Here is a 23,185-nt window from a genome sequence, read left to right on the forward strand (position 1 = left end):
CTTTTGCCTGGATAGCCTGCGCATGACCCTGACGTTGCTCACCTTTTTCGGCACCCTGGCCGCCATGGAAGGCGTGGCCTGGTTTGCTCACAAGTACATCATGCATGGCTTCGGCTGGGGCTGGCACCGCTCGCACCACGAGCCGCGTACCGGGATCTTCGAGAAGAACGACCTGTACGCCGCGGTGTTCGCCGTGCTGGCGATCATGCTCATCGCCCTGGGCAATGCCGGTTGGTACCCGTTGCAATGGGTAGGCGCAGGCATGACGGCCTATGGGGTTCTGTATTTCGTCGCCCACGACGGCCTGGTGCACCGGCGCTGGCCTTTCAAAGTGGTGCCGCGCAAGGGTTACTTCAAGCGCCTGTACCAGGCACATCGGCTTCATCATGCCGTACAGGGACGCGAAGGCTGTGTGTCGTTCGGTTTTCTGTATGTCCCCACTATCGAGCGGCTGCGCCAGCAACTTCGGGCACTGCATGGCGGGCCGCTGCGGGCGAAGGGCGCTGCCACAGGCGAGCCGGGCGTTGGGGGTAGCGACGCAGCCGACAGCTCAGCGCCTGCCAAAACCCCGTGACCAAGGCACCGACCTTTTCGCGTTTTGACGTAGACAGCCGCCCGTCCCAGGCGTCGATCCCGGCGCTGTCGACCTTCAGGCCGATGCGCCGGTATACCTGACCAGCCGTGGCCACTGCCCACGCCGAGCGCAGCGGCAAAGCCGGCAGCCCCGCCTGGGCGCTGGCGTAGTAGGGCTCGGCCTGGGCGACCAGGCGCCTGGCCAGGGTGGCGACGGCTGCGCGGTGACGCACATCGGCCAGGTCGTCTGCCTTGAGGTCGAATTCCGACAGCCAAGCCTGGGGCAAGTAACAGCGCCCGACCTTGGCATCATCGACGATGTCCCGGGCGATGTTGGTCAGCTGCATGGCCAGGCCCAGGTCGCAGGCCCGGTCCAGCACGCGCCCCTCCTGAACGCCCATGACCCTGGCCATCATCAGGCCCACCACACCTGCCACGTGATAGCAGTAGACCATGACCTCATCCAGGGTCTGGTAGCGGCAAGCGGACACGTCCTGGGCGAAGCCTTCGAGCAGGTCGAAGGCTTCGGCGCGGGGGATGCCGTGGCGCCTGGCCACTTCGCGCAGTGCGGCGAAGGCCGGTTGATCCACGGGCAAGTCTGCGCAGGCGGCTTCGGTCTGGCGCTGCAGATCCAATAGGCGCACTTGCGCTTCTTCCTGGCTGATGACCACCGCATCATGCCCGGCTTGCTGCCCATCGATCACGTCATCGCAATGGCGGCACCAGGCATACAACAGTACGGCGCTGCGCCGGGTGTGCGCATCGAATAGCCGGGCTGCTGCGGCAAAGCTCTTCGAACCCACGGCGATGCTGTGTTCGGCATGGGCAAGCAACTGGTCGTGGGACGGTGTGGTCATGCGCCCAGGTCCTCGAGCATCAGCCCTGCCGTGGCCTTGGCCGAGGCGATCACGCCAGGTACACCGGCCCCCGGGTGCGTGCCTGCGCCCACCAGGTACAGGTTGGTCACTTGGCTGTCACGGTTGTGCGGGCGGAACCAGGCGCTCTGGGTCAGGATCGGTTCCAGGGAAAACGCCGAACCCAGGTGCGCATTGAGTTCCTCACGGAAGTCCAGCGGCGTGAAGGTGCGGCAGGTGACCAGGTCCTCGCGCAGGCCGGGAATGTAGTGACGTTCCAGGTAGTCGAGAATCTTGTCCCGGAACCGTGGCCCTTCCACCTCCCAGTCGATGGCCGCGTTGCCCATGTGCGGTACGGGCGCCAGCACGTAGTGGCTCGAGCATCCTTCCGGAGCGAGGCTCGGGTCGGTGGCGCAAGGGGTGTGCAGGTAGAGTGAAAAGTCTTCGGCAAGCTCATGACCGTTGAAGATTTCGTCGATCAGCTCCCGGTAGCGCGGGCCAAAGCAGACGGTGTGATGGCGTAACTGCGGCTGGGTGCGCTTGAGGCCGAAGTGCACCACGAACAGCGAGTTGCTAAAGCGCTTGCCCTTGAGCCGCTTGCCTTCCTGTTCACCCCGTGGATGCTCGCCCAGCAGGTCGGAATAGGTGTGCACTACATCGGCATTGGAAGCGACTGCGTCTGCCAGCCAGCGCCGCCCGTCCTGGGTGCGCACGCCGGTCACGCGGCTGCCTTGGGTTTCGAACGCGGCCACCTTGGCATTGAGCTCCAGGGTGCCGCCCAGGTCGGTGAACAACTTGGCCATGCCCTGCACCAGGGCGCCGGTGCCGCCTTTAGGGAACCACACACCCCAGGTGCGCTCCAGCGCATGGATCAAGGTGTAGATCGAGGATGTGGCAAAGGGGTTGCCCCCGACCAGCAAGGCGTGGAACGAAAACGCCTGGCGCAGTTGGTCATCCTGGATGAACCGCGCCACCATGCTATAGACGCTGCGCCAGGCCTGCAGGCGAGCCAACTGCGGGCCGGCATGCAGCATGTCGCGAAAAGACAGGAACGGCACCGCGCCGAGCTTGATATAGCCTTCTTGCAGCACGGCTTTGGAATAGGCCAGGAACTGTCGATAACCTTCCACGTCCTTGGGCTCGAAGGCCTCGATCTGGCGTTCCAGGTCGGCCTGGTCATTGCCATAGTCGAATGCCCGGCCGTCCTCCCAGCACAGGCGGTAGAACGGTGTTACCGGCAGCAACTCCACGTAATCCTGCATAGGCCGGCCGGCGAGGGTGAACAGGGCTTCGATGGCGCTTGGGTCGGTGATCACCGTGGGGCCTGCGTCGAAGGTAAAGCCTTGGTCGTTGTAGACGTAGGCGCGGCCACCGGGTTTGTCGCGTGCCTCGAGCAAGGTCGTGGGGATACCCGAGGCCTGCAGGCGAATGGCCAGGGCCAGGCCGCCAAGGCCTGCCCCAATGACCAGGGCGGATCGTTCGTTGCTCATGGATAGTCCTTGAAATGGGCAGGAGAGTGTCGCAAGGCAGCCTTCATGGCCTCGCCTACGGGCACAGGCGGCTTGCCGCACAGGATCCGCAGACGATCACGCAGCGTACTCTGGCCTGCGTAGAAACGGGCGATCAGCCCATCAGGCAATCGATAAAAGCGCTGCATCACCTGCCAGCGACGGTTCGGCCGGCCGGCCAGAAACAGCATTCGGTTGAGCAGGCGGTAGAACCCTTGTTCCCGCCAGCGTCGGTGAAGGTAGGCGCCCAACGCGGGCTTGAGTGACGCCGTATCATCCAGCGCTTGCGTCGCCAACCAGTCGGCTAGGCGCACAGCATCGGGCAGTGAATAGCCCGTGGTGCAGTGGAACAATCCGGCTCGTAGGCCAACGGCGAGCGGCCCTTGCTGCTCGTTCCACCAGGCAGGAAAGTCGTCGGCCAGGGTGATCGGCAATACACCCTGTTCTTCACGCAGGCACTCGGCGACGTGCCAGCCGCGCTGCTGCAGGTAGCGCTCGATGTGCTGGCGCAGCTGCTCTGCGGCGGGCGCCTGGCTGTCGACGTAGTGGGTGTCCTCCACCAGCAGGGTGTCGGCCGTGAAGGGCAGTACATAGACGAAGCGATAGCCTTCGCCCTGGGGTACCCGCGCATCCATCAGAATCGGTGCCTCCAAGCCATGGGGGGCCGTCAGGCGCACGATCTGCCCAAGGAATGCTTGCTGGCCGAGCACCCGGTGAGGGCTGTGCTGCATGCCCCGGCCATCGATCACTACCGCGGCGTGCAAGGTTTCGCCGCTGGCGAGTGTGACGTGGCTGGCACCCACTTCAGCGACAGCGCAGCCCGTGCGCAAGCTCGGGCCGAGGGCAGGGGTGATCACCTGGGCGAAACGCTCGCTGGTGATGCTCGCATAACCGCCTTGCATACGCCTGGAAAAAGCCGGGAAGTGCACGTGGTAGGCAGGCCAGCGCTGCTCGACCAGCGGGGCCAGCCAGCGTTGTTGCTCGGGAGTGAGGTCGGCGTCATGGAAGGACCAGGTGTGGTTCCCGCCCAGGGCCGGCCCTTGTTCCAGGCACAGCACGCGCAATTGCGGGCGCAACTGCTGGAGTCGCCAGGCGATCAGGCCGTTGGCCAACCCACCACCTACCAGGATCAGGTCATAGGGCACGGTGTGTTCTCCGAAATGCTGGGCTGGCCACTGTGCAGCGCGGCTTCGATGAGGCTGGCTGCGCGCTGTACGCCACCGCAGGCGGCAAGCTCGGCTTCCAGCGCGGCATCACGTGGTGCAGCTTCATCAAGCAGCTGACGCAACGTCTGGCCAATGGCAGCTACGCTGGCTCGTTTGGAGAGTACCCGCCCCAAGCGGTGATGGCGCACCCGCGCAGCCACGCCAGGCTGATCGAATGCAATCGGCATGACCAGCAACGGTGTGCCGGCGCACACGGTATCGAGCACCGTGTTCAAGCCGCCATGGCTGATCACCACATTGGCTCGCCGCACCGCCCAGTGCTGAGGGGCGAAGTCGGTCACGACGGTGGCGCCAATCTGGCGCAGCCTGCCCTCCTGATGGCCATCCAACCCACCGCAGTGCGCCACCAGCAACTGGGCATCCAGGCGGCGGCAAGCCTTGGCAATACGTGCGAACAGATCGAACCGGTGGCCCTGGAGCGTCCCCAGGCTTGCGAATACCAAGGGCTTGCCGGGTTCGAAAGACCAGTTGGGGCTCGCCTGAGAGGGCGTGCTGCGTAACGGGCCGACGGCGTGAAAGTGCTTGGGTAGACCCACTCTGGGGAAATCCAGGTGCAGGGGTGTCTGGCTCAACTGGGCCAGTGGCGAGAGAAATTCATGGGCGCCGCTGCGCGGTTGCAGCCCGTGGCGATGACAGGCCTGCAGCAAGGTGTCGTGCAACGGGCGCATGAGCCAGTCATGGACCTGAACACTGCCTTCGTAGAGGCGCGCATCCAAGCCCAGCCCGAACGGCATCACGGGCAATGGCAAGCCTGGCTCGCGATTGATTGGCAATGCACAGGCCACTGAAAAGAACGGCAGTTTGCAAGCCTCGGCCACCAAGCCGCCTGCGGGCTCCATCTGGTCGCAAATCATCGCATCGACCCGATGTTCCCTGAGCGCCTGCGGCAGGTTGCTGATCAGCATGGCCGTGGTGTGCGCCAGCTGTTTGATCAGGCGACGCAGGCGCAGCGGCCCGGCGGGGTCAGCCACGCGGCGCATGGCAAGGTCAAGGCTGCCCGGCGGGCACTCGGCATGGCCGATGGCGACGAAGCCCACTCGCCTGTCGCTCAGCCAGCGTTCGGCTTCAGGCTGGTGAAAGAAACTGACCTGATGGCCGCGTTCGACCAATTCGCCGCCCAAGGCTTGCATCGCTGCAAAATGGCTGGGGTAGGGCGGGGCAATCAGGGCGAAGTGGCTCATTTGATGTCTAACTGGGCGTTGACCAGTCGGGCCCGGCGCAACTGCGCCAGCGTGGCCGAGCCTGTGCAGAAGCAGGCGATACGCAGTTGCCGGATGATCACGTCGAAGTGCGAGACCACCGCTTCGGTGGATGCCATTGCAGAGGTCAGCACCCCGGCAGCCTGGCCCACCAGGTCCGCTCCCAGGCGGATGGCCTTGGCCGCGTCCACGCCATCGCGGACTCCACCCGAGGCGATCAGGCCAACCGTCGGCACGGCGCGGCGCACGGCAAGCAGGCTATGGGCGGTCGGGATGCCCCAGCCGCTGAAGGCCATTGCCACCGCACGCTCGGCAGGGTCATTGGCACGCTCGGCCTCCACCGCGGCCCAGCTTGTGCCGCCGGCACCGGCCACATCGATCATGGACACGCCAGCGTCGTACAATTGCCGCGCAACGCCCGGCGAAATACCGGCGCCTACCTCCTTGACGATGATGGGCGCCCGAAGCTGCCCGGCAACCTGCTCGATGCAGGCGAGCACCCCGTTCCAGTTGCGGTCGCCCTCGGGCTGAACGGCTTCCTGCAGGGGGTTGAGGTGAATGATCAGGGCGCTGGCATCGAGTGTATCGACCGCTCGGCGGGCAAGGTCCAGGCCATCGGCCTCGCGTAACTGGGCCGCGCCCAGGTTTGCCAAAAGCGGAACATCGGGTGCAAGCCTTCTCAGCTCTGTGGTCAGTCCCTGGTCCTGGCCGCTGCGCAAGCTCACTCGCTGCGAACCCACACCCATGGCCAGGCCCAAAGCCTGCGCAGCTTCGGCCAGGTGCTGGTTGATGAACCGTGCGCGATCAGCCCCGCCAGTCATCGAACTGATCAACAGCGGTGCGCGCAATGCCATGCCGAACAGCTCGGTACCCAGGTTGACATCTTCCAGGGCCATTTCAGGCAGTGCACAATGTTCGAAACGCAGCGCTGACCACCCAGCGTCGACCCCATGCGAGGTACTGCCGGCGGCCAGGACGATGTCCAGGTGATCATCCTTGCGTTGACTCAACGAGCTTTTGTTCATGCCGGCTCCACTGCCAGGGAATCATCCTGAGGTACGTGCGGTCTGTGTGCTTAGGACAGACAAGTTGTACAACACTACCCGTTTTGTATAGCTAAGCTCATAAAAAGCACAGCATCAGGCAACGGCGCCTATCAGTCGTTCCTTTTTCATCTACGGTCAATGGGCCGCCCACATCGAGAGGCAAGGATGACGACCATCGCCCCCCCGCACAGCGCTGGCGCTGATCACGATCAGCCACTGGCCGTCGCACATGCGGCCGTAGAAGCCCGGCTGGCAGCCTTGCTGCCATCGGCAGGTCACGAGCGCGACCTCGTGGTTGCGGCCATGCGCGACTGTACCCTGGCGCCGGGCAAGCGCTTGCGGCCCCTGTTGTTACTTTTTACGGCACAGGGCCTGGGCGCATGCCCACACGCAGCGCTCGACCTCGGCTGTGCCGTCGAGATGGTACATGCAGCCTCCCTTGTGCTGGACGATCTGCCGTGCATGGACAACGCTGCCTTGCGCCGCGGCCGCCCTACCTTGCACCTGGCTTTTGGCGAAGACGTGGCTGTGTTGACGGCCATTGCCTTGCTCTCCCGTGCGTTCGGGGTTGTGGCGGGGTTGCAGACGGTCGGGCCGGATGTGCGCAGCGACCTAGTGGTGACCCTCACCTCGGCCATCGGTGCCGATGGGCTGGTCAAGGGGCAGTTGCAGGATCTGCGTGACGGTGCACGGCCGCGGACGGCGGCTGAAATCGCCGAGACCAATCAACTCAAGACCGGGGCCTTGTTCTCGGCCCTGCTAGGCATGGCCGGCCGGCTGGCGGGGGCTGGCGCCAGCCAGCAGGGCACCCTGCTGCAATTGGCGGGGGAGTTGGGGCAGGCGTTTCAGTTGCACGACGACTTGCACGACCGTGACCCGGAAAGTGGCAAGAGCATGGGGTTGGACCAGGGTAAGTCGACCCTGCTGGCAATGTGCGGCGAGATGCAGGTGCGCCAGCGGTTGGAAGCCCATTTGCAGAGCGTGGAGCAGTGCCTGAACACCCTGGGCCTTGGGACCTCGCCGATTGGTGGGGTATTGCGCAAGGTGTTCGCTTCGAAGGGTCTGCAGGCTGCCGGTAGCACCGTATGGCGTCAAGGCTTGGGTGGGCTTGCCGTGGGTGGGGCGGTCGTGCATCACGTCTAAGGCGCAGGGCGTTGCGCCAAGGTCTACGCAGTCCCTGTAGGAGCGGCCCTTGTGCCGCGATGGGCCGCAGAGCGGCCCCGGCGAGATGAGCTGCGAAGCTTAAATCCTGGGGCCGCTGCGCGGCCCATCGCGGCACAAGGGCCGCTCCTACCGGGGACCGCGTAGCCTGCGAAGCTGAAGCCAGAGCGCCTTAGCTTTGCCGCCCTCACTGATCCAGTCGCCTCGCATGCCGGGCAAAAACCTTTTCCAGCAGTTCCCACATGACCGGGTCCAGGCTGAACGCCACGTTGAAACGCATCCAGCCCGTTGCCCTGGCATCGACCATGAACAGCTGCCCGGGGCCGAGCATGATGCCTTTTTCGAGCGCGTCATCGAGCAACAGCGCGCTGTCGGGGATCGAGGGATGCCGGGTCCAGATGTACATCCCCTCGTCCGATTCGGTGAACAGTTCGAAGCCTAGCCGGTGCAAATGCTCACCCACCCGTTGATGCGCCTCGGCCAGGCGTTGGCGCAGGCGCTTGAGGTGCTTGCGCCAGCGACCGTCGATGATGGCGGCATAGACGACCCGCTCGATGACCTGCGAGGTGGTCAGGCCCGAGCGCATTTTCAGGTGTACCAGCTGTTGCGCCAGTTCCGGATTGGCCAGCAGGTAGCCCACCCGCACATTGGGCGAGATGCTTTTCGAGTAACTGCCCACGTAGACTACCTGCTGCAGGTGGTCCAGGCTGGCGAGGCAGGGTTGCGGATCGGCGATCATGTCGGCGTACAGGTTGTTTTCGACCAGCCGGAAACCATGCTGGTTGGCCAGTTGCAGCAGGCGGTGCAGCTGGGGCAACGGCGTGCGCGAGCACGTCGGGCTGTGCAGGTGAGGCTGGGTAAAGAAGGCCGTGGGCCTATGTTGCGCCAGCAACCGCTCAAGCTGATTGAGGTCGTAGCCATTGGGCGTGCGCGCCACCCCTAGTAGCGTTGCGCCTTGGGTGCGCAGAATGCTCATCAGGTTGGGATAGCCAGGGTCGTCCACCAGTACCACGTCACCCGGCCGGACCAGCGTACGCACGGCCAGGTCCAGGGCCTGGCTGGCACCGTGGGTCAACATCAGCTGAGCGGGGTTGGCGACGATCGACAAATCCTGCTGCAGGTTCTGCGCCGTCAATGCGCGTAGTTCGGGCAACCCCATGGGGTCGCCGTAACCGGACAGTTCCAGTGGGCTGCCAGCCACCTGCCGCAGCCCTCGGCGCAGGCCATCTTCGTACATCCAGTCATTGGGCAGCCAGCCGCAGCCTGGCTTGAACGGCAACTGCCGGGTTTCGAAGATCTGCTGCAGGTACCACTCGGTGTTGAACGTTGGTCGGCTTGCATCAGGGTCAGCCGTGTGCGTGTCCAGCAGTTCAGCGGCGGCGCGATTGACGAAAAAGCCAGCGTTGCCACGGCTTACCAGCAGCCCTTGGGCGACCAGGCGATCGTAGGCTTCCACCACGGTGAAGGTGCTGACCGAGTAGGTGGCGGCGAAGGCGCGGATCGACGGCACCTTGGCGCCAGGCTTGAGCGTCTGTGTGTCGATCAGGGTGCGCAGACCGTCGATGATCTGGTTGACCAACGGTGTGGAAGCGTCTGGGTTCAATTGCAGCATGGGGGACCTTCAGGTGTGTAACGCCAGGTGCTGGCCCGGTGTATAGGGTTGGCGACCTGTACAGTGCAGTGCGAGTTTCATGCCACTGTGCATGGCTCTCTGCGATGGACATTTTTACATTAGGTGTCGGATATCGCCACACAAAGCATGTTCAGTTCGCTCCAGGCCTCAGCCCTGGGGCGCGTCAGCAGGCCGCCATGGATGGCCTGCGTGTGCTCGTTCACACCTCCTGCGCGCATTAGCACTGATGTACAGGTGAAACCGCCAGCCATCGGGGTTTCACGGTTTTCCTTGGATAAAAAGAAGCACGGGGTACACAACTGATGGACGCAACATCCACAACCACCACCGCGAACGGCGGGCATGAGAGCAAGCTCAGTGCCTCGCTGAAGTCGCGCCACCTGACGATGATGTCCATCGCCGGGGTCATCGGCGGCGCCTTGTTCGTAGGATCCGGCAGCGTGATCCACAGCGCCGGGCCGGCCGCGGTGCTGGCCTACCTGGCAGGCGGCATCCTCGTGGTGCTGATCATGCGCATGCTTGGCGAAATGGCAACGTCTTCACCCGACACGGGCTCGTTTTCCACCTACGCCGACCGCGCTATCGGGCGCTGGGCCGGCTTCACCATCGGCTGGCTGTACTGGTGGTACTGGGTCATTCTCATGGCCTGGGAAGCCTACGTAGCCGGCAAGATCCTGCACGGGTTCTTCCCAGATGTGAGTGTCAACGTGTTCGTGCTGGCCACGACGTTGCTGCTGATCACGGTCAACTTCTTCAACGTCAAGCACTACGGTGAGTTCGAGTTCTGGTTCGCCCTGATCAAGGTCATCGCGATCGTCTGCTTCCTGATCGTCTGTACCGCAGCGGTGCTCAACATCTGGCAATTCGGCGAGGTGCGGGGCATTACCCACCTGACCGCCGAAGGCTTCATGCCCAATGGCATCACCACAGTCATCGGGGCGTTGCTGGGGGTGATGTTTGCATTCCTGGGCGCCGAGATCGTGACCATCGCAGCCTCCGAGGCCAAGGACCCGGCAGCGCAGATCGTCAAGGCCACCAACTCGGTGGTATGGCGCGTGTGCCTGTTCTACGTAGGCTCGATCTTCCTGATCGTTTGCCTGGTACCGTGGAACGACCCGCACCTGGGCGTCTCCGGATACGGCGCCTATCGCCGTACCCTTGAGCTGCTGGGCGTGCCTTACGCCGAGTTGCTGATGAACTTCGTGGTGCTGACCTCGGTGAGCAGCTGCCTGATCTCTGGCCACTACACCGCCTCGCGCATGCTGTTCTCCCTGGCCCAGCGTGGTGACGCACCGTCGTTCTTCAAGATCACCCGTGCCGGCACTGGCGTGCCGGTGTACGCGATCATGGGCTCGTGCGCGGTGGCAGTGGTGTGTGCGCTGATCAACTTCAGCGAGACCCTGCGCCCCAAGGACGTACTCGATACCCTGATGAACACCACGGGCATGATTGCCCTGCTGGTGTACCTGGTGATCGCGTTCTCCCAGCTGCGCATGCGCCGCAAGCTGATTGCCGAAGGCAAGGAAGTGCGCCTGAAGATGTGGCTGTTCCCGTGGCTCACCTATCTGGTGATCGCCTTCATCGTGGCGGCCCTGGTGACCATGGCGTTCATGCCTGACTACCAGATCCTGGTGATCTCCACCGGCATCGCGGCGGCGCTGGTGGTGGCGATGGGGGTTGTGCACCAGATGCGCAGCGCGCCTCGACACTAAGCCTCATCGGCTCTGCGAAGCGGCCGGTTCCCTCCAAGGGGCCGGCCGCTTCGCGTTTTGGGCGACAGATGGCATATGCTGGAGGGCATCGCTCATCGGAGAACGTCGCCATGTCCTGGTCTGCCACCCAGTATTCCTTGTTCGAAGACGAACGCACCCGGGCGGTGCGCGACCTGCTGGGGGCGGTGCCGCCGCGCCCGGTGCGGCATGCCACCGACCTGGGCTGCGGGCCAGGCAATTCCACCGAAGTGCTGCTGCAACGCTGCCCCGATGCGCAGGTGACCGCGCTGGACAGCGACCCGGACATGATCGAGAAGGCCCGAGCGCGCAAGCGGCTGTGCATCCCCCGTGTGCACATGGTCACGGCGGACATCGCAGGCTGGTCCGCTCCTGAGCCCCAGGACCTGATCCTGGCCAACGCCTCGCTGCAATGGGTGCCCGACCACGGGCGGCTGTACCCGCACTTGGTGCGTCAGCTCAGCGAAGGGGCAAGCCTTGCGGTGCAGACGCCCGACAACCTGGAGGAGCCCGCGCACACCGCACTGCGCGAGATCGCCTGCCGTGGCCCGTGGGCGGCCAAGTTCGAGGACTTCCAGTTGCCGCCGCGCCATGGCGCGGCGTTCTATTACGACCTGCTGAGCCCGCTGTGTGCCCGGGTGGAAGTGTGGCGCACCACCTACCACCACCCCTTGGCCGACGGCGCTGAGGGCGTGGTGCAGTGGTTCAAGGGTTCGGCCTTGCGGCCTTACCTGTCGCGGCTGCAACCGCATGAGCAGGATGATTTCCTGCAGATGTACCTGCAGGCGATGCAAGGCGCCTACCCGCCAGCTTCCGATGGCAAGGTGCTGCTGCCGTTTCCGCGCTTGTTCGTGGTCGCTACCCGCTGAGTCGTCTGGTGGGGTGTCGGTGCAGCGCAGACGGTTGTCGATCCTTGCCCATAGGCGTATAAACTGCTCCCACTTTTTGTGCCGGTCGTTTCCTGAACCGGCCGCTGAAACAAGAGAGTCGACATGGGCGCACAGTGGAAAGCCAAACATAAAGAAGCCGCGGCCAATGCCAAGGGCAAGGTCATGGGCAAGCTGTCCAAGGAAATCCAGATCGCCGCCAAATCCGGCGCCGACCCGGACATGAACCCGCGTTTGCGCCTGGCCATCGAACAGGCCAAGAAGGCTTCGATGACCCGCGAAACCCTGGAGCGGGCCATTCGCAAGGGTGCTGGCCTGGATGGCGATGCCGTGCAGTATGCGGCTGTCAGCTACGAAGGCTTCGCCCCACACCAGGTCCCGCTGATCGTCGAGTGCCTGACTGACAACGTCAACCGCACGGTCGCGCAAATTCGCGTGCTGTTCCGCAAGGGCCAGCTCGGTGCCAGCGGCTCGGTCTCCTGGGACTTCAACCATGTCGGGCTGATCGAAGCCACCCCCAACGGTGACGCTGATCCTGAGATGGCTGCCATCGAAGCCGGGGCCCAGGACTTCGAAGAAGGCGAAGAGGAGGGGTCTACCCTGTTCATCACCGATACCACCGACCTGGACGCTGTGCAGAAGGCCCTGCCGGTGCACGGTTTCACCGTCACGTCGGCCAAGATCGGCTACACCCCGAAAAACCCGGTGAGTGCCTCGAGCCTGAGTGCCGAAGCCCTGGCCGAAGTCGAGGCGTTTCTCGAAGCCATCGACGAGAACGACGACGTCCAGAACGTCTACGTTGGCTTGACGCAGTAAGCGCGAGCCCCATCTGTCGATGCTGCCCATTGCCAGGCGTCTCGCACAGGCGATGGCTGGGCAGCGCTGCACCGGGGCGTGCCCCGAGCGGGAGCTGCCGTGAATCCTGCCTTTGCCACGCTCAGCCTTGGGCACCTGCGGGTGCTCGATCACCTGCTGCAGGTGCAGAACCTCAGCCGGGCGGCTGAGCGGCTGGGCGTGAGCCAGTCGGCCTTGAGCCGCCAGTTGGCTCAACTTCGCGAGGCCTTCGACGACCCGCTGCTGGTGCGTCAAGGCCGAGGCTACGTGCTGAGCGAGCATGCCCAGACGCTACGCGAGCCCTTGCGCCAGGTGCTGGGCGAGCTGCAGGCGCTTCGTCAGCCTGCGGTATTCGAGCCTGGCCGCTGCCAACGCCGCTTTTGCCTTGCTGCCTCCGATTATGTCGCCGAGCATATGCTCCCTTTGCTGGTGACGGCACTGGAGCAGGAAGCGCCAGGCATCAGCCTGGAGTACCGCACCTGGCAAGCCGGGCAATATGACCTGCTCGCCAGTGGCGAGATCGACCTTGCCACCACCTTGTTCGACGAGTCGCCGCCCAATGTGCACGGGCGTCTGCTTGGCGAGGATCGGGCGGTGTGCCTGATGGCACCGGATCATCCCTTGACCGCCCATGGGCGGGTTTCGCAAAGCGACTACCTGGCGTGCAGGCATGTACGAATCTCCGGTGGCGGGGACAAGGACAGCTTCATTGACCAGCATCTGCGTGCGCAGGGCCTGCAACGGCACATCAGCCTGCAAGTGCCGTTTTTTTGCGCAACGGTACAGGTGGTCGCCAGCAGCCAGGCAGTGGCTACCGTGCCCGAACACATCGCCCGCCAATTGTGCCGCCTGCATCCGCTGGCATGGCGCCCGTTGGGGTTCGTCGAGCACAGTCAGCGGTATTGGGTGGTGTGGCACGAACGTTTGCATGGGTCGGCCGAGCATCGCTGGTTTCGAAACCGGGTGTTCGACCTGTGGCGCCAATCTCAATTCGGTGTCCAGGGCGGCGTTGCGTATTTGCCATAGCAGCTATGCGCAGAGCGCGGTTCTTCGCGCAGGCGGCGCACTCTACACTGCTCCCAGCCAGCCGCCGACCCGCACTGACCGCCATCAGCGCGTGAGGCGCCCACCACAGGAGCACGTGCATGACCCCCGAAGCGTTTCGCCAGTATGGCCATCAACTGATCGACCTGATCGCCGATTACCGCCAGACCGTACAGCAGCGCCCGGTCATGGCCCAGGTCGAGCCCGGTTACCTGAAGGCGGCGCTGCCGCCGGCCGCGCCGCAACAGGGCGAGCCGTTCGACGCGATTCTCAAGGACGTGGACAGGTTGATCATGCCGGGCCTGTCCCATTGGCAGCACCCGGATTTCTACGGTTATTTTCCCTCCAACGGGACGCTGTCCTCCGTGCTGGGGGACTTCCTGAGTACCGGGCTTGGCGTACTGGGCTTGTCGTGGCAATCGAGCCCAGCGTTGAGCGAACTGGAAGAAACGACCTTGGACTGGTTGCGCCAGATGCTGGGTTTGTCGCAGCAGTGGAGCGGGGTGATTCAGGACACCGCCTCGACCAGCACCCTGGTCGCGCTCATCTGCGCCCGTGAGCGCTCAAGTGATTACGCCCTGGTCCGTCACGGGCTTCAAGGCCAGGACCAGCCCCTGATCGTGTATGTCAGCGCCCATGCCCACAGTTCGGTGGACAAGGCGGCGTTGCTGGCAGGCTTTGGCCGCGACAATATCCGCCTGATCGCGACCGATGAAGCCTATGCGCTGTGCCCGACTGCGCTCGAGCAGGCCATCGAACAGGACCTGGCGGCTGGCAATCGGCCGTGTGCGATCGTTGCCACCTGCGGCACTACCGCCACTACGGCCCTCGATCCGCTGCGCGCCATCGGCGCGCTGGCCCAGCAACATGGCCTGTGGCTGCATGTGGACTCAGCCATGGCCGGCTCGGCGATGATACTGCCCGAGTGCCGCTGGATGTGGGATGGGATAGAGCTTGCCGATTCGGTGGTGGTCAATGCGCACAAATGGCTGGGGGTTGCGTTCGACTGCTCGGTCTATTATGTGCGCGACCCCCAGCACCTTGTGCGCGTGATGAGCACCAACCCCAGCTACTTGCGGTCCTCGGTCGATGGGCAGGTCAAGAATCTGCGCGACTGGGGCATTCCCTTGGGGCGCAGGTTCCGCGCCTTGAAACTGTGGTTCATGTTGCGCGCAGAAGGTGTCGAGGCCTTGCAAGCACGGCTGCGCAGGGACCTGGACAATGCCAGGTGGCTGGCCGAACAAGTGCGCGCGGCAAGCGACTGGCAGTTGCTCGCCCCTGTGCCGTTGCAGACGCTGTGCCTTCGGCATTGCCCTGAAGGGGTGGCCGGCCAGGCGCTGGACGCCCATACCCGAGCCTGGGCCGAGCGCCTGAATGCATCGGGCGACGCCTATGTGACGCCCGCGGTGCTCGATGGACGCTGGATGGTGCGTGTGTCGATTGGCGCCCTGGGCACTGAGAGGGAGGAGGTGCAACGTCTCTGGGCCAGGCTGCAGCATGTGGTGCAGGGCTGACAACCGTGGCGCCCGTACCCGTTGCCCCAAGGAAAAACACGCTGTGGTGATGATTGAACTTCCGCGTTCCCGGTATCTCTTCTAGAATCCTGCTGCCACGCCTAATCGGGGCGTGCGCGCGGCTTCATAATGGCGCAGCGCGGTTTTGCGTCCACTTCGAGAGAGCCATGAGTTCCAGTACCCCGCTGTCCGGCGTCAACCAACCGCTTCGCGGCATCGTGTTGGTGGTGTGCGCCACGTTCATGTTCGCCAGCCACGACGCCTTGTCCAAGTTCCTGGGAGGGCTGTACCCGATCGTGATGGTGGTGTGGGCACGGTACGTGGTGCACACACTGTTGATGGCTGGCATTTTCCTGCCGCGCTCGGGCATCAACGTGTTGCGCACCCGACGCCCGCTGCTGCAAACCTTGCGCGCCTTGAGCCTGCTCAGCACCAGCCTGCTGTTCACCTCTGGGTTGCAGTACCTGCCATTGGCCGAAGCGACTGCGGTCAACTTCCTTGCACCGGTACTGGTCACTGCCCTGTCTGTACCACTGCTCAAGGAACGGGTCACGGTAGCGCAATGGGTGGCAGTGGTATTGGGCTTTCTGGGGGTTCTGATTGTCGTGCATCCAGGCGGGGCGCTGTTCACGCCCGCCATCCTGTACCCGTTCGGCTCGGCGCTGGGCTTCTCTTTCTACCAACTGTTGACCCGCATCCTGGCGGCGCACGACAGCCCGACCACCAGCAACTTCTATGCAGGGTTGTGCAACACCCTGGCCATGAGTGCGCTGGTGCCGTTTTTCTGGGAAACGCCGCGCTGGGACCATGCCTTGCTGATGCTGGCGCTGGGTGGTTTCGGTATGACCGCTCACCTGCTGCTGACCCAGGCCTTCCGTTTCGCAGCGCCTGCGCTGTTGGCGCCGTTCAGCTACTGCCAGATCGTCTTCGCTGGCCTGCTGGGCCTGGTGTTCTATGGCCAGGTCCCCGATACGCTCAGCCTGGTCGGGATTTGCGTGATCTGCCTCAGTGGGCTGGGGGCAGCCTGGATGCAACGGCGGCGTTAGCGCACTGGCCAGTGCCACTGCAGAATCTACCGCCAGCACGACCTGCTGCAATACCGTACCTTCGGCTACGGCCATTCCTTCGGCGTGTTGTGCCACTACTACGGGCGCGAGGCCGGCCTGGAGTTGCGCGAGGACATCGACACCGTACTGGAGCCGGGCATGGTGGTGTCGATCGAGCCCATGATCATGCTGCCACAGGGCCTGCCAGGGGCAGGCGGCTATCGCGAGCATGACATTCTGGTCGTGACCGAGCAGGGGGCCGATAACATTACCCAGTTCCCCTATGGGCCGCAGCACAACGTCATCTGCAACTGAGCAGCGAGCGCTCTGTCAGCGCAAGGCTGCCAGGCGGCGCTGCGCGGAAGGCGAAACACCGAACAGTCGGCTGTACGCCTTGGAAAAGTGCGCCGCCGAGCCGAAGCCGCAGGCCAGTGCGACGTCGCCAACCGGCGCGTCGCCTTGCAGCAGCAACTGCCTGGCATGGGTTAGCCGGAGTTCCTGGTAATAGCGCGTGGGGGTACGTTGCAACTGATGCTTGAACAGGCGCTCGAGCTGACGCACGGTGATGCCGGTCAGGTTGGCCAGCTCGCTGGGTGCCAACGGCTCCTCGAGGTGGCTTCCATGATCGCAACGACCTGGCTGAGCCGCGGTTGCGCAGTACCCAGCAAGGTCCTCAGCGAAACGCGCTGGCGTTCGCGCTCGCTACGCACGCGGTCGCACAGCAGCAGTTCGGCGGCCTTGGCGGCAATGGCCTGGCCGCCCGGCTCGCGAGCCACCAGTTGCAGCATCATGTCGATGGCCGCCACACCGCCTGAGCAGGTGTAACGGTCGCGGTCCAGCTCGAACAACTGCTGCGAGCAAATGATGTTAGGAAAGCGGGCACGCAGCGTTGGCAGGTCCTCCCAATGAATGGTACAGCGGTAGCCGTCGAGCAACCCTGCCTTGGCGAGCAGGTAACTGCCGGTGCAGATGCCGCCGATCGGCAGGCGTTGCCTGGCCCGTTCGCGCAGCCAGCGGATGTGCGCCCCGGTGGCAGGGCCGCGCTCGATGGGGTTGGGGCCCACTACCAACAGTACGTCCAGCGCTGGCGCGTCACCGAGCGTGCAATCGGGCAGCACGCGCATGCTGTTGCTGGCGGTGACCGGCCCCTCCTGCGCCGCGATCAGTACACTGCGAAACACGGGCCTACATGCGGCCAGGTTGGCCATGCGCAGCGTTTCCACCGCCGATGCCAGGCCGATGGTGGTGAAATTGGGCATGATCAGAAAACCGAATGTCTTGGCCGTGCCGGAGTGTGGATTTACCGAAGCGGGGTGGACCATTGGGCGATTCCTGTGCAAGCTGGGGCATAGTTTGCCCAGAAGGTGGCTGCAAGTGAACCCAGAAAACCTGTTGGCCCAGTTGCCAGGCTACCCGTTGGCCGCCGATGCGATCGAAGTGCTCCCCGATGCCCACGCCTACCGGGCCTGCCTGCTCGAGCGTATCGGCGCAGCGACCCGGCGGATCGTCATCGTGGCGCTCTACTTGCAACATGACGAGGCGGGCCAGGAGGTGCTAGACGCACTCTATCAAGCCAAGGCGGCTCGTCCAGGGCTTGAAATAACCGTCGTGGTGGACTGGTTCCGGGCCCGGCGTGGCCTGCTGGGGGCGGGCAGGCAGCCTGGCAACGCAGCCTGGTACCAGGCCGAACGCCAGAGCCGCCAGTTGGACATCGCGATCCATGGCGTGCCTGTGCAGACCCGCGAACTCTTCGGGGTGCTGCACCTCAAGGGCAGCATCATTGATGACTGCGTCATCTACACCGGTGCCAGCCTCAACAACGTCTACCTGCATCGGTTCGACCGTTACCGGCTCGATCGCTACCACCTGTTCCACAGCAGGGCCCTGGCCGACTGCATGGCCGACCTGGTGCATCGGCTGCTTAACCCGCAGGCCACGCCGCGCCTGGACCTTCCTGCGCCGCCTTCGACCGCCGATTTGCGCAGTGACATTCGCCGTCTGCGGGCACGGATGCGCCGGCTGACATACGCACCAGGCCCTGCAACCGAGCCGGGGCACCTGCGAGTGATTCCGCTGATCGGCGTCGGCAGGCGCAATGCATTGAACAAGACGGTGTACGCGTTGTTGGCCGTGGCCCGCGAACGTATCATCATCAGCACCCCGTACTTCAATCCGCCGCGGGTCGTGATGCGCGAAATTGACGACGCCTTGGCACGCGGCGTGCGGGTAGAGTTCATCGTCGGCCATCGTACTGCCAACGACTTCTACGTCCCCCCGGGAGAACCGTTCCATGCCAGCGGGGCATTGCCTTATCTGTATGAGGACAACCTCAGGGCCTTTGCGCGCCGTCGCGAGCACCTGCTGGCCAGTGGTCAGCTGCAGGTCCGATTGTGGAACGATCCCGGGCACACCTTTCATGCCAAGGGCGTGTGGGTCGATGAACGTTACAGCTTGCTGACCGGCAACAACCTGAACCCGCGCGGCTTCAACCTGGACCTGGAGAACGGCCTGCTTATCGATGACCCCCTTGGGCAATGGCGGGGGCCGTGCGAGCAGGAGCTGAGCGCATTGCGTGAACATGCCCCGGCTATCGGTTCGGCGCACGCTTTAGGCGTCAAGGCCGAACACCCCAAACCCGTGCGCAAGCTGCTGCGCAGGCTACGCTATAGTCGGTTGGAACCGTTGATCAAGCGGGTGCTGTAGGGCAGGGGTTGTAGTGCGGCCTGCCCGATGGTCGATAGCGTTGATCGATCGGGCACGCTGTAGGTCCACCCTGTGCATCCCCGACAATAGGCGCTCAAGGAATGGAAGCAGCTTTTGGCAATGATTCGCCGCGCAGCCGCATGGTTCGCCGCCTTGTACTGGCTTTTTCGGGCCTGCTTTTGTTGGCGATGATCCTGGGGCTGGTGTCGCTTTATCGCATCGCCGTTTCGCTCGATGAGCGGGAGCTGGAACAAAGTCGATTCCATGCGAATGCGGCTTTGGCACAGTTGCACAAGGCCGAGCGCACCTATCTGTGGACCCATGCTTCCTGGCAGGCAGCTTACGACCATCTGGCGCGTCCAGCGGACCGGCAATGGGCGTTCGATGAGGGCAACGTTGGCGCCACGCTCTATAGCGACGACGGCTATGCGGGCGTGTTCGTCCTGGATGATCAGGGCACGCTCTATGCAGTGGTGCAGGGGCGTCTGACCGACTTGGGTTTCGATCACTTCAGCTCCGAAGGCCATCGTGTCCTGCAACAGGCTCGCCAGGCCATGGCGCAGCAACAACCGGCGTCGGGCTATGTCATCTTTGATGGCCAGCCTGCGGTCTTCACCTCTGCCGTGATACGTCCACCTGCGCTTGCCGACAGCCTGGCTAAACATCACTCGGTGATGGTCTTCATCCGGTTGATCGAAGCCGACATGCTCAGCCAGATGGGTAAGACGGCCGGCCTCACGGACCTGGCTGTCACTGCAAGCGACAATACTGCGAACGATTTGGGGCATTTGCGCCTTCAGGGGGTTCCCTATCGTTTGACCTGGCGTATGGACCAGCCCGGTAGCGATCTGCTGCAAGCGGTGTTCACACCGCTGGCTGTGGCACTGCTGATCATCCTGGCACTGATGGTATTGCTTGCACGCTATGCCATGCGCACCAGCGCCGACATTGACCGCAGCTACCATCAGCTGGCTATTTCCAAGCGGGCGCTGGAGGCCAGCGAAGCGCGCTTCAAGGCCGTGGCCGAGGCGGCTTCCGACTGGATCTGGGAGACCGATGCGCAGCAGCACCTAATCTATCTTTCACCACGCTTTGCCGAACTGACCGGGCACGACGCCGAGCTCTGGCTCAATCAGCCGATCTGCACGTTGTTCGATTGTGAAACCGGTCATGTCGAAACCTGGCTGCACAGCCTGGGCGCCAGCGAGTCTACCGGCACACTGCGCTGCCATTACCTGGACAAGGCCGGGCAGCGACGCGAGTGCCGAATCGCGGCCAGGGCCATCATCGAGCACAAAATCTGCAAGGGATTTCGCGGCACCTGTACCGACATCACCGATGAGGTGGCAGCCCATGCCCGAATTCAGCACCTGTCACAACATGACGCCCTGACCGGGCTGCCCAACCGTAACAAGCTGTTCCGCTTCCTCGAGGACAGCGCCAAGGTGTCGCGGGCCGTGCTGATGCTCGACCTGGACAACTTCAAGCCGATCAATGACAGCCTCGGCCACCCGGCCGGTGATGCAGTGTTGATGGAGGTAGCGACGCGGCTTGGTCAAATGACCCGTTCCAGCGACCTGGTAGCGCGTCTGGGGGGCGACGAGTTCGTCATCGTCCTGATCGCACCGGGCACGCGTGATGAACTCGACCGGTTCTGCGCCCGGCTCATCGACACCCTCAAGCAGCCGATGGCGGTGGAGCACCACAAGGTACAGATAGGCGCCAGCCTGGGTGTGGTCATCTCCGACGATTACCCAGGTGGCCCTAGCGACCTGATCCGTTATGCCGACGTAGCGCTGTACGGGGCCAAGCAATCGGGCAAGAACACATGGCGGTATTTCTCCACGCAGATGAGCGCTGCACTGCTTGAAAAGCGCGTACTCGAACAGGAGCTGCGCGAAGGCATCCCCCGTGGCGAACTGCGTTTGCATTTCCAGCCACGGTTCAAGGTGGACGGGGTAACGATCGCCTCCGCCGAAGCGCTGGTGCGCTGGCAGCACCCCCGCCTTGGATTGCTGATGCCGGACGAATTTGTCGGCTTGGCCGAGGAAAGCGATGTGATCGTGTTGCTAGGCAACTGGGTGCTGCAGGAGGCTTGCAAGGAGGCAGGAGCCTGGCCGCTCGATGTGCTGGTGTCCGTGAACATGTCGCCTGCCCAGTTCAGCCGCAGCGACGTGGTACGCGATGTGGCCGAGGCCTTGCGCACCACCGGGCTGCCTGCGCACCGGCTGGAGTTGGAAATCACCGAGAACGTGATGCTCAACGACGTTGAAGGCGCGTTGCAGACGATGAACGCATTGAAGGAACTTGGTGTGCGCTTGAACATGGACGACTTCGGCACAGGCTATTCGTCACTGGGCTACCTGCGTACTTACCCGTTCGACAGCATCAAGATCGATCGTCGGTTCGTCCAGTCGCTGGGCAAGAGCAGCAGTGACCGCAGTGTGGTGCAGGCGATCATCAGCCTGGGGAACGCCATGGGCATGACGGTCACGGCCGAGGGGGTGGAAACTGCGGAGCAGCTCGCTTTGCTCAGTGATGACCAGTGCCATGAGGTGCAGGGTTACTGGTTGAGTCGTCCGGTGGACAACCAGGCGTTGATCTCATTGATGACGTCGGCCGCCACACATACCCCTGAGTAACGTAGCACTTGTAGGGGCGGCCCTTGTGCCGCGATGGGCCGCGCAGCGGCCCTGGGATTTGAACGCTGTACCAAGGATCGCCGGGGCCGCTGCGCGGCCCATCGCGGCACAAGGGCCGCTCCAACCAGAGGGCTGCAATGAAGCTGCAAGTCACGGCAGCAGAAAAGTCTGGCGCACGCGGTCGTCTGCTGCTCTAAAATCCTGCGTGAGCGCATACAATCGCCGCCTTTACGAACCACTTCGATAGGCTACATCCGCCATGGCGCTAGACCCACCTACCATGCTCACCATTTCCATCGCCTTGGCGGCAGCGGCGGCGTTGTACCTGGCAATAGAGTGGCGCAGTGTCCGCGAGTCATCGTTGCTGTACTGGAGCGCCGGGTTCGCGACCATTACCGTCGGTTGCACCTTGGCGCTGCTGCGAGGCGTTGGCCTTTTGTTCATCGGCATCTGGTTCGCGAACGGCCTGCTGGTCGTGGCCCATGGCTTGTTCCTGCTAGGCGTGCTGCGCTTCACCCAGGACCGGATTTCGCGGGCCTGGCTGGTGATCGTGCTGATCTGGTTTGCCCTGTTACTGCTGCCTGCAGGCCCGGAGTGGTCGAAAGTCATGCTGATGGCCAACTCGCTGCTGGTTGCCGCCCTGACCTTGAAGGCCAGTAGCCTGCTGCAGCCGCATGGGCAGTCGCTGAGCGTAGGTGCAGTCCAGTTGCGGTACGTGCTTCTGGTACATGGGTTGTTCTACGTGATCAAGGCAATCATTGCGATTGCGCCGGGCACGTTGATTGACCTGGCCAGTTTCGGTGGGTTGATCATCCAGGTCTCCCTGGTGGAGGGTGCCATGGCGATCATGCTGATCGCGTTGTCGATGACAGGCACGGTTCGCTACCGCCGCGAAGAACGCATCGCTCGGCTGGCCGCACGGGATCCGCTGACTGCGCTGTACAACCGGCGTGCCCTGGAAATGCGTGCGGGGCCTTTTTTCAAGGAGGTCAGCAATGCCCGGCCTGCAGCGTTGTTGTTGATCGATATCGACAATTTCAAGCTGGTGAACGACCTGCATGGGCACGCAGCGGGGGACCGGTTGCTGGTGGCCTTGAGTGAAATGATCCGTGCGGTGTTGCCCGAGCGCTCCCTGGCGGCGCGTTTAGGCGGGGATGAGTTCGTGATTTTGCTCAGTGGGGCAAGCCGTGAAGGGGTCCTGGGGTTGGCCAAGGGACTACGGGAGCAATTTCAGGCCTATGCCGGCGGGGCAGTCCCGACACCTGCAGCGGTGACGTTGAGCATTGGGGTGAATGTGTTTGACCAGGCGCCAGCGAGTCTGGCGGCGCTGATCGAGCAGGGGGATGTGGCGTTGTACGAGTCCAAGCGCGCAGGGCGCAACAGCATTCGATTTGTGGAGCGACAGGTGACAGGTGGCGAGTTTTCTTGAGCGAGGTAGGGGTGCGGTTGTTCGGCTAATCCTGACTCGTCATTGATCTACGTGTGCAGCCCTGTAGGCCTCACCGGCCGGAGTGGGCCGCAGAGTGTCCGGGCAAAAGGGGCTGGGAAGTGTGTAGGCTGGGGCCGCTGCACCATCCAACGCGAC

The 23,185-nt window shown here is 63.6% G+C and carries 16 protein-coding genes and 3 pseudogenes; 12 read left to right on the forward strand and 7 right to left on the reverse strand.

The window, feature by feature from the left end; genetic code table 11:
• Nucleotides 1-22: 22 nt before the first annotated feature.
• Entirely contained in the window at nucleotides 23-574 is a 552-nt protein-coding gene (locus ACK59L_RS16055) for a sterol desaturase family protein (RefSeq protein WP_081321292.1), read from the forward strand.
• Here ACK59L_RS16055 and ACK59L_RS16060 read toward each other — a convergent pair.
• The 5 genes and pseudogenes from ACK59L_RS16060 to fni form a co-directional block, all read right to left on the reverse strand.
• A pseudogene (locus ACK59L_RS16060) lies at nucleotides 498-1,430 on the reverse strand (phytoene/squalene synthase family protein); the annotation flags it as partial. The gene ACK59L_RS16055 and the pseudogene ACK59L_RS16060 overlap by 77 nt on opposite strands.
• The gene (locus tag ACK59L_RS16065; RefSeq protein ID WP_196136994.1) at nucleotides 1,427-2,917 is read right to left on the reverse strand and encodes a phytoene desaturase; all 1,491 of its coding nucleotides are present in this window, start codon (nucleotides 2,915-2,917) and stop codon (nucleotides 1,427-1,429) included. The gene ACK59L_RS16065 and the pseudogene ACK59L_RS16060, both read right to left, overlap by 4 nt.
• Entirely contained in the window at nucleotides 2,914-4,080 is a 1,167-nt protein-coding gene (gene crtY, locus ACK59L_RS16070) for a lycopene beta-cyclase CrtY (RefSeq protein WP_409274684.1), read from the reverse strand. The genes ACK59L_RS16065 and crtY overlap by 4 nt, the downstream gene beginning before the upstream one ends.
• Entirely contained in the window at nucleotides 4,065-5,342 is a 1,278-nt protein-coding gene (locus ACK59L_RS16075) for a glycosyltransferase (protein ID WP_409274686.1), read from the reverse strand. Before ACK59L_RS16075 ends, crtY begins: the two co-directional genes overlap by 16 nt.
• Complete coding sequence (gene fni, locus ACK59L_RS16080) at nucleotides 5,339-6,385, reverse strand: type 2 isopentenyl-diphosphate Delta-isomerase (protein ID WP_409274688.1); 1,047 nt, start codon at nucleotides 6,383-6,385, stop codon at nucleotides 5,339-5,341. The genes ACK59L_RS16075 and fni overlap by 4 nt, the downstream gene beginning before the upstream one ends.
• Before the next feature lie 186 nt (nucleotides 6,386-6,571).
• Here fni and ACK59L_RS16085 point away from each other — a divergent pair, with 186 nt between their 5' ends.
• Nucleotides 6,572-7,549: a polyprenyl synthetase family protein gene (locus ACK59L_RS16085; RefSeq protein WP_409274690.1), complete on the forward strand. Its 978-nt coding sequence runs from the start codon at nucleotides 6,572-6,574 to the stop codon at nucleotides 7,547-7,549.
• Nucleotides 7,550-7,754: 205 nt separating this feature from the next.
• On the opposite strand, the gene ACK59L_RS16090 is transcribed toward ACK59L_RS16085, so the two are convergent.
• A complete protein-coding gene (locus ACK59L_RS16090; protein WP_409274691.1) occupies nucleotides 7,755-9,179 on the reverse strand; it encodes a PLP-dependent aminotransferase family protein in 1,425 nt (474 codons plus the stop codon).
• A 323-nt stretch (nucleotides 9,180-9,502) separates the two neighbouring features.
• Here ACK59L_RS16090 and ACK59L_RS16095 point away from each other — a divergent pair, with 323 nt between their 5' ends.
• The 7 genes and pseudogenes from ACK59L_RS16095 to ACK59L_RS16125 form a co-directional block, all read left to right on the forward strand.
• On the forward strand, nucleotides 9,503-10,912 hold the full coding sequence (locus ACK59L_RS16095) for an amino acid permease (RefSeq protein ID WP_027914808.1): 1,410 nt from the start codon (nucleotides 9,503-9,505) through the stop codon (nucleotides 10,910-10,912).
• 110 nt (nucleotides 10,913-11,022) lie between these two features.
• The gene (gene tam / locus ACK59L_RS16100; protein WP_409274694.1) at nucleotides 11,023-11,799 is read left to right on the forward strand and encodes a trans-aconitate 2-methyltransferase; all 777 of its coding nucleotides are present in this window, start codon (nucleotides 11,023-11,025) and stop codon (nucleotides 11,797-11,799) included.
• Between the two features lie 123 nt (nucleotides 11,800-11,922).
• Entirely contained in the window at nucleotides 11,923-12,633 is a 711-nt protein-coding gene (locus tag ACK59L_RS16105; protein WP_023535102.1) for a YebC/PmpR family DNA-binding transcriptional regulator, read from the forward strand.
• A 99-nt stretch (nucleotides 12,634-12,732) separates the two neighbouring features.
• The gene (locus ACK59L_RS16110; RefSeq protein WP_409274696.1) at nucleotides 12,733-13,677 is read left to right on the forward strand and encodes a LysR family transcriptional regulator; all 945 of its coding nucleotides are present in this window, start codon (nucleotides 12,733-12,735) and stop codon (nucleotides 13,675-13,677) included.
• A gap of 119 nt (nucleotides 13,678-13,796) precedes the next feature.
• Nucleotides 13,797-15,209, forward strand: coding sequence for a DOPA decarboxylase (locus tag ACK59L_RS16115; RefSeq protein ID WP_409274698.1), 1,413 nt, complete (start codon nucleotides 13,797-13,799; stop codon nucleotides 15,207-15,209).
• 167 nt (nucleotides 15,210-15,376) lie between these two features.
• Nucleotides 15,377-16,255, forward strand: a complete 879-nt coding sequence (locus tag ACK59L_RS16120) for a DMT family transporter (protein WP_196137066.1) — start codon at nucleotides 15,377-15,379, stop codon at nucleotides 16,253-16,255.
• Nucleotides 16,256-16,279: 24 nt separating this feature from the next.
• A pseudogene (locus tag ACK59L_RS16125) lies at nucleotides 16,280-16,570 on the forward strand (M24 family metallopeptidase); the annotation flags it as partial.
• Nucleotides 16,571-16,585: 15 nt separating this feature from the next.
• Here ACK59L_RS16125 and ACK59L_RS16130 read toward each other — a convergent pair.
• Nucleotides 16,586-17,577 (reverse strand): annotated as a pseudogene (locus tag ACK59L_RS16130) (GlxA family transcriptional regulator).
• 52 nt (nucleotides 17,578-17,629) lie between these two features.
• Between ACK59L_RS16130 and pssA the strand changes: the two are divergent.
• The 3 genes from pssA (at nucleotide 17,630) to ACK59L_RS16145 (ending at nucleotide 23,029) form a co-directional block, all read left to right on the forward strand.
• On the forward strand, nucleotides 17,630-18,958 hold the full coding sequence (gene pssA / locus ACK59L_RS16135) for a CDP-diacylglycerol--serine O-phosphatidyltransferase (protein ID WP_409274700.1): 1,329 nt from the start codon (nucleotides 17,630-17,632) through the stop codon (nucleotides 18,956-18,958).
• Nucleotides 18,959-19,059: 101 nt separating this feature from the next.
• Nucleotides 19,060-21,600, forward strand: coding sequence for an EAL domain-containing protein (locus ACK59L_RS16140; protein ID WP_409274702.1), 2,541 nt, complete (start codon nucleotides 19,060-19,062; stop codon nucleotides 21,598-21,600).
• 280 nt (nucleotides 21,601-21,880) lie between these two features.
• Nucleotides 21,881-23,029, forward strand: coding sequence for a GGDEF domain-containing protein (locus tag ACK59L_RS16145; RefSeq protein ID WP_409274704.1), 1,149 nt, complete (start codon nucleotides 21,881-21,883; stop codon nucleotides 23,027-23,029).
• Nucleotides 23,030-23,185 lie beyond the last annotated feature (156 nt).

The sequence above is a fragment of the Pseudomonas sp. KCJK9111 genome (genome assembly GCF_046231935.1).
GTDB lineage: Bacteria > Pseudomonadota > Gammaproteobacteria > Pseudomonadales > Pseudomonadaceae > Aquipseudomonas > Aquipseudomonas parafulva_B.

Bases quoted from the DNA above. Each gene is read 5' to 3' on its own strand.
- ACK59L_RS16055 (WP_081321292.1), top strand. From the start codon at position 23: ATGACCCTGACGTTGCTCACCTTTTTCGGCACCCTGGCCGCCATGGAA.
- ACK59L_RS16065 (WP_196136994.1), bottom strand. From the start codon at position 2,917: ATGAGCAACGAACGATCCGCCCTGGTCATTGGGGCAGGCCTTGGCGGC.
- ACK59L_RS16075 (WP_409274686.1), bottom strand. From the start codon at position 5,342: ATGAGCCACTTCGCCCTGATTGCCCCGCCCTACCCCAGCCATTTTGCA.
- fni (WP_409274688.1), bottom strand. From the start codon at position 6,385: ATGAACAAAAGCTCGTTGAGTCAACGCAAGGATGATCACCTGGACATC.
- ACK59L_RS16085 (WP_409274690.1), top strand. From the start codon at position 6,572: ATGACGACCATCGCCCCCCCGCACAGCGCTGGCGCTGATCACGATCAG.
- ACK59L_RS16090 (WP_409274691.1), bottom strand. From the start codon at position 9,179: ATGCTGCAATTGAACCCAGACGCTTCCACACCGTTGGTCAACCAGATC.
- ACK59L_RS16095 (WP_027914808.1), top strand. From the start codon at position 9,503: ATGGACGCAACATCCACAACCACCACCGCGAACGGCGGGCATGAGAGC.
- tam (WP_409274694.1), top strand. From the start codon at position 11,023: ATGTCCTGGTCTGCCACCCAGTATTCCTTGTTCGAAGACGAACGCACC.
- ACK59L_RS16105 (WP_023535102.1), top strand. From the start codon at position 11,923: ATGGGCGCACAGTGGAAAGCCAAACATAAAGAAGCCGCGGCCAATGCC.
- ACK59L_RS16115 (WP_409274698.1), top strand. From the start codon at position 13,797: ATGACCCCCGAAGCGTTTCGCCAGTATGGCCATCAACTGATCGACCTG.
- ACK59L_RS16120 (WP_196137066.1), top strand. From the start codon at position 15,377: ATGAGTTCCAGTACCCCGCTGTCCGGCGTCAACCAACCGCTTCGCGGC.
- ACK59L_RS16140 (WP_409274702.1), top strand. From the start codon at position 19,060: ATGGAAGCAGCTTTTGGCAATGATTCGCCGCGCAGCCGCATGGTTCGC.
- ACK59L_RS16145 (WP_409274704.1), top strand. From the start codon at position 21,881: ATGCTCACCATTTCCATCGCCTTGGCGGCAGCGGCGGCGTTGTACCTG.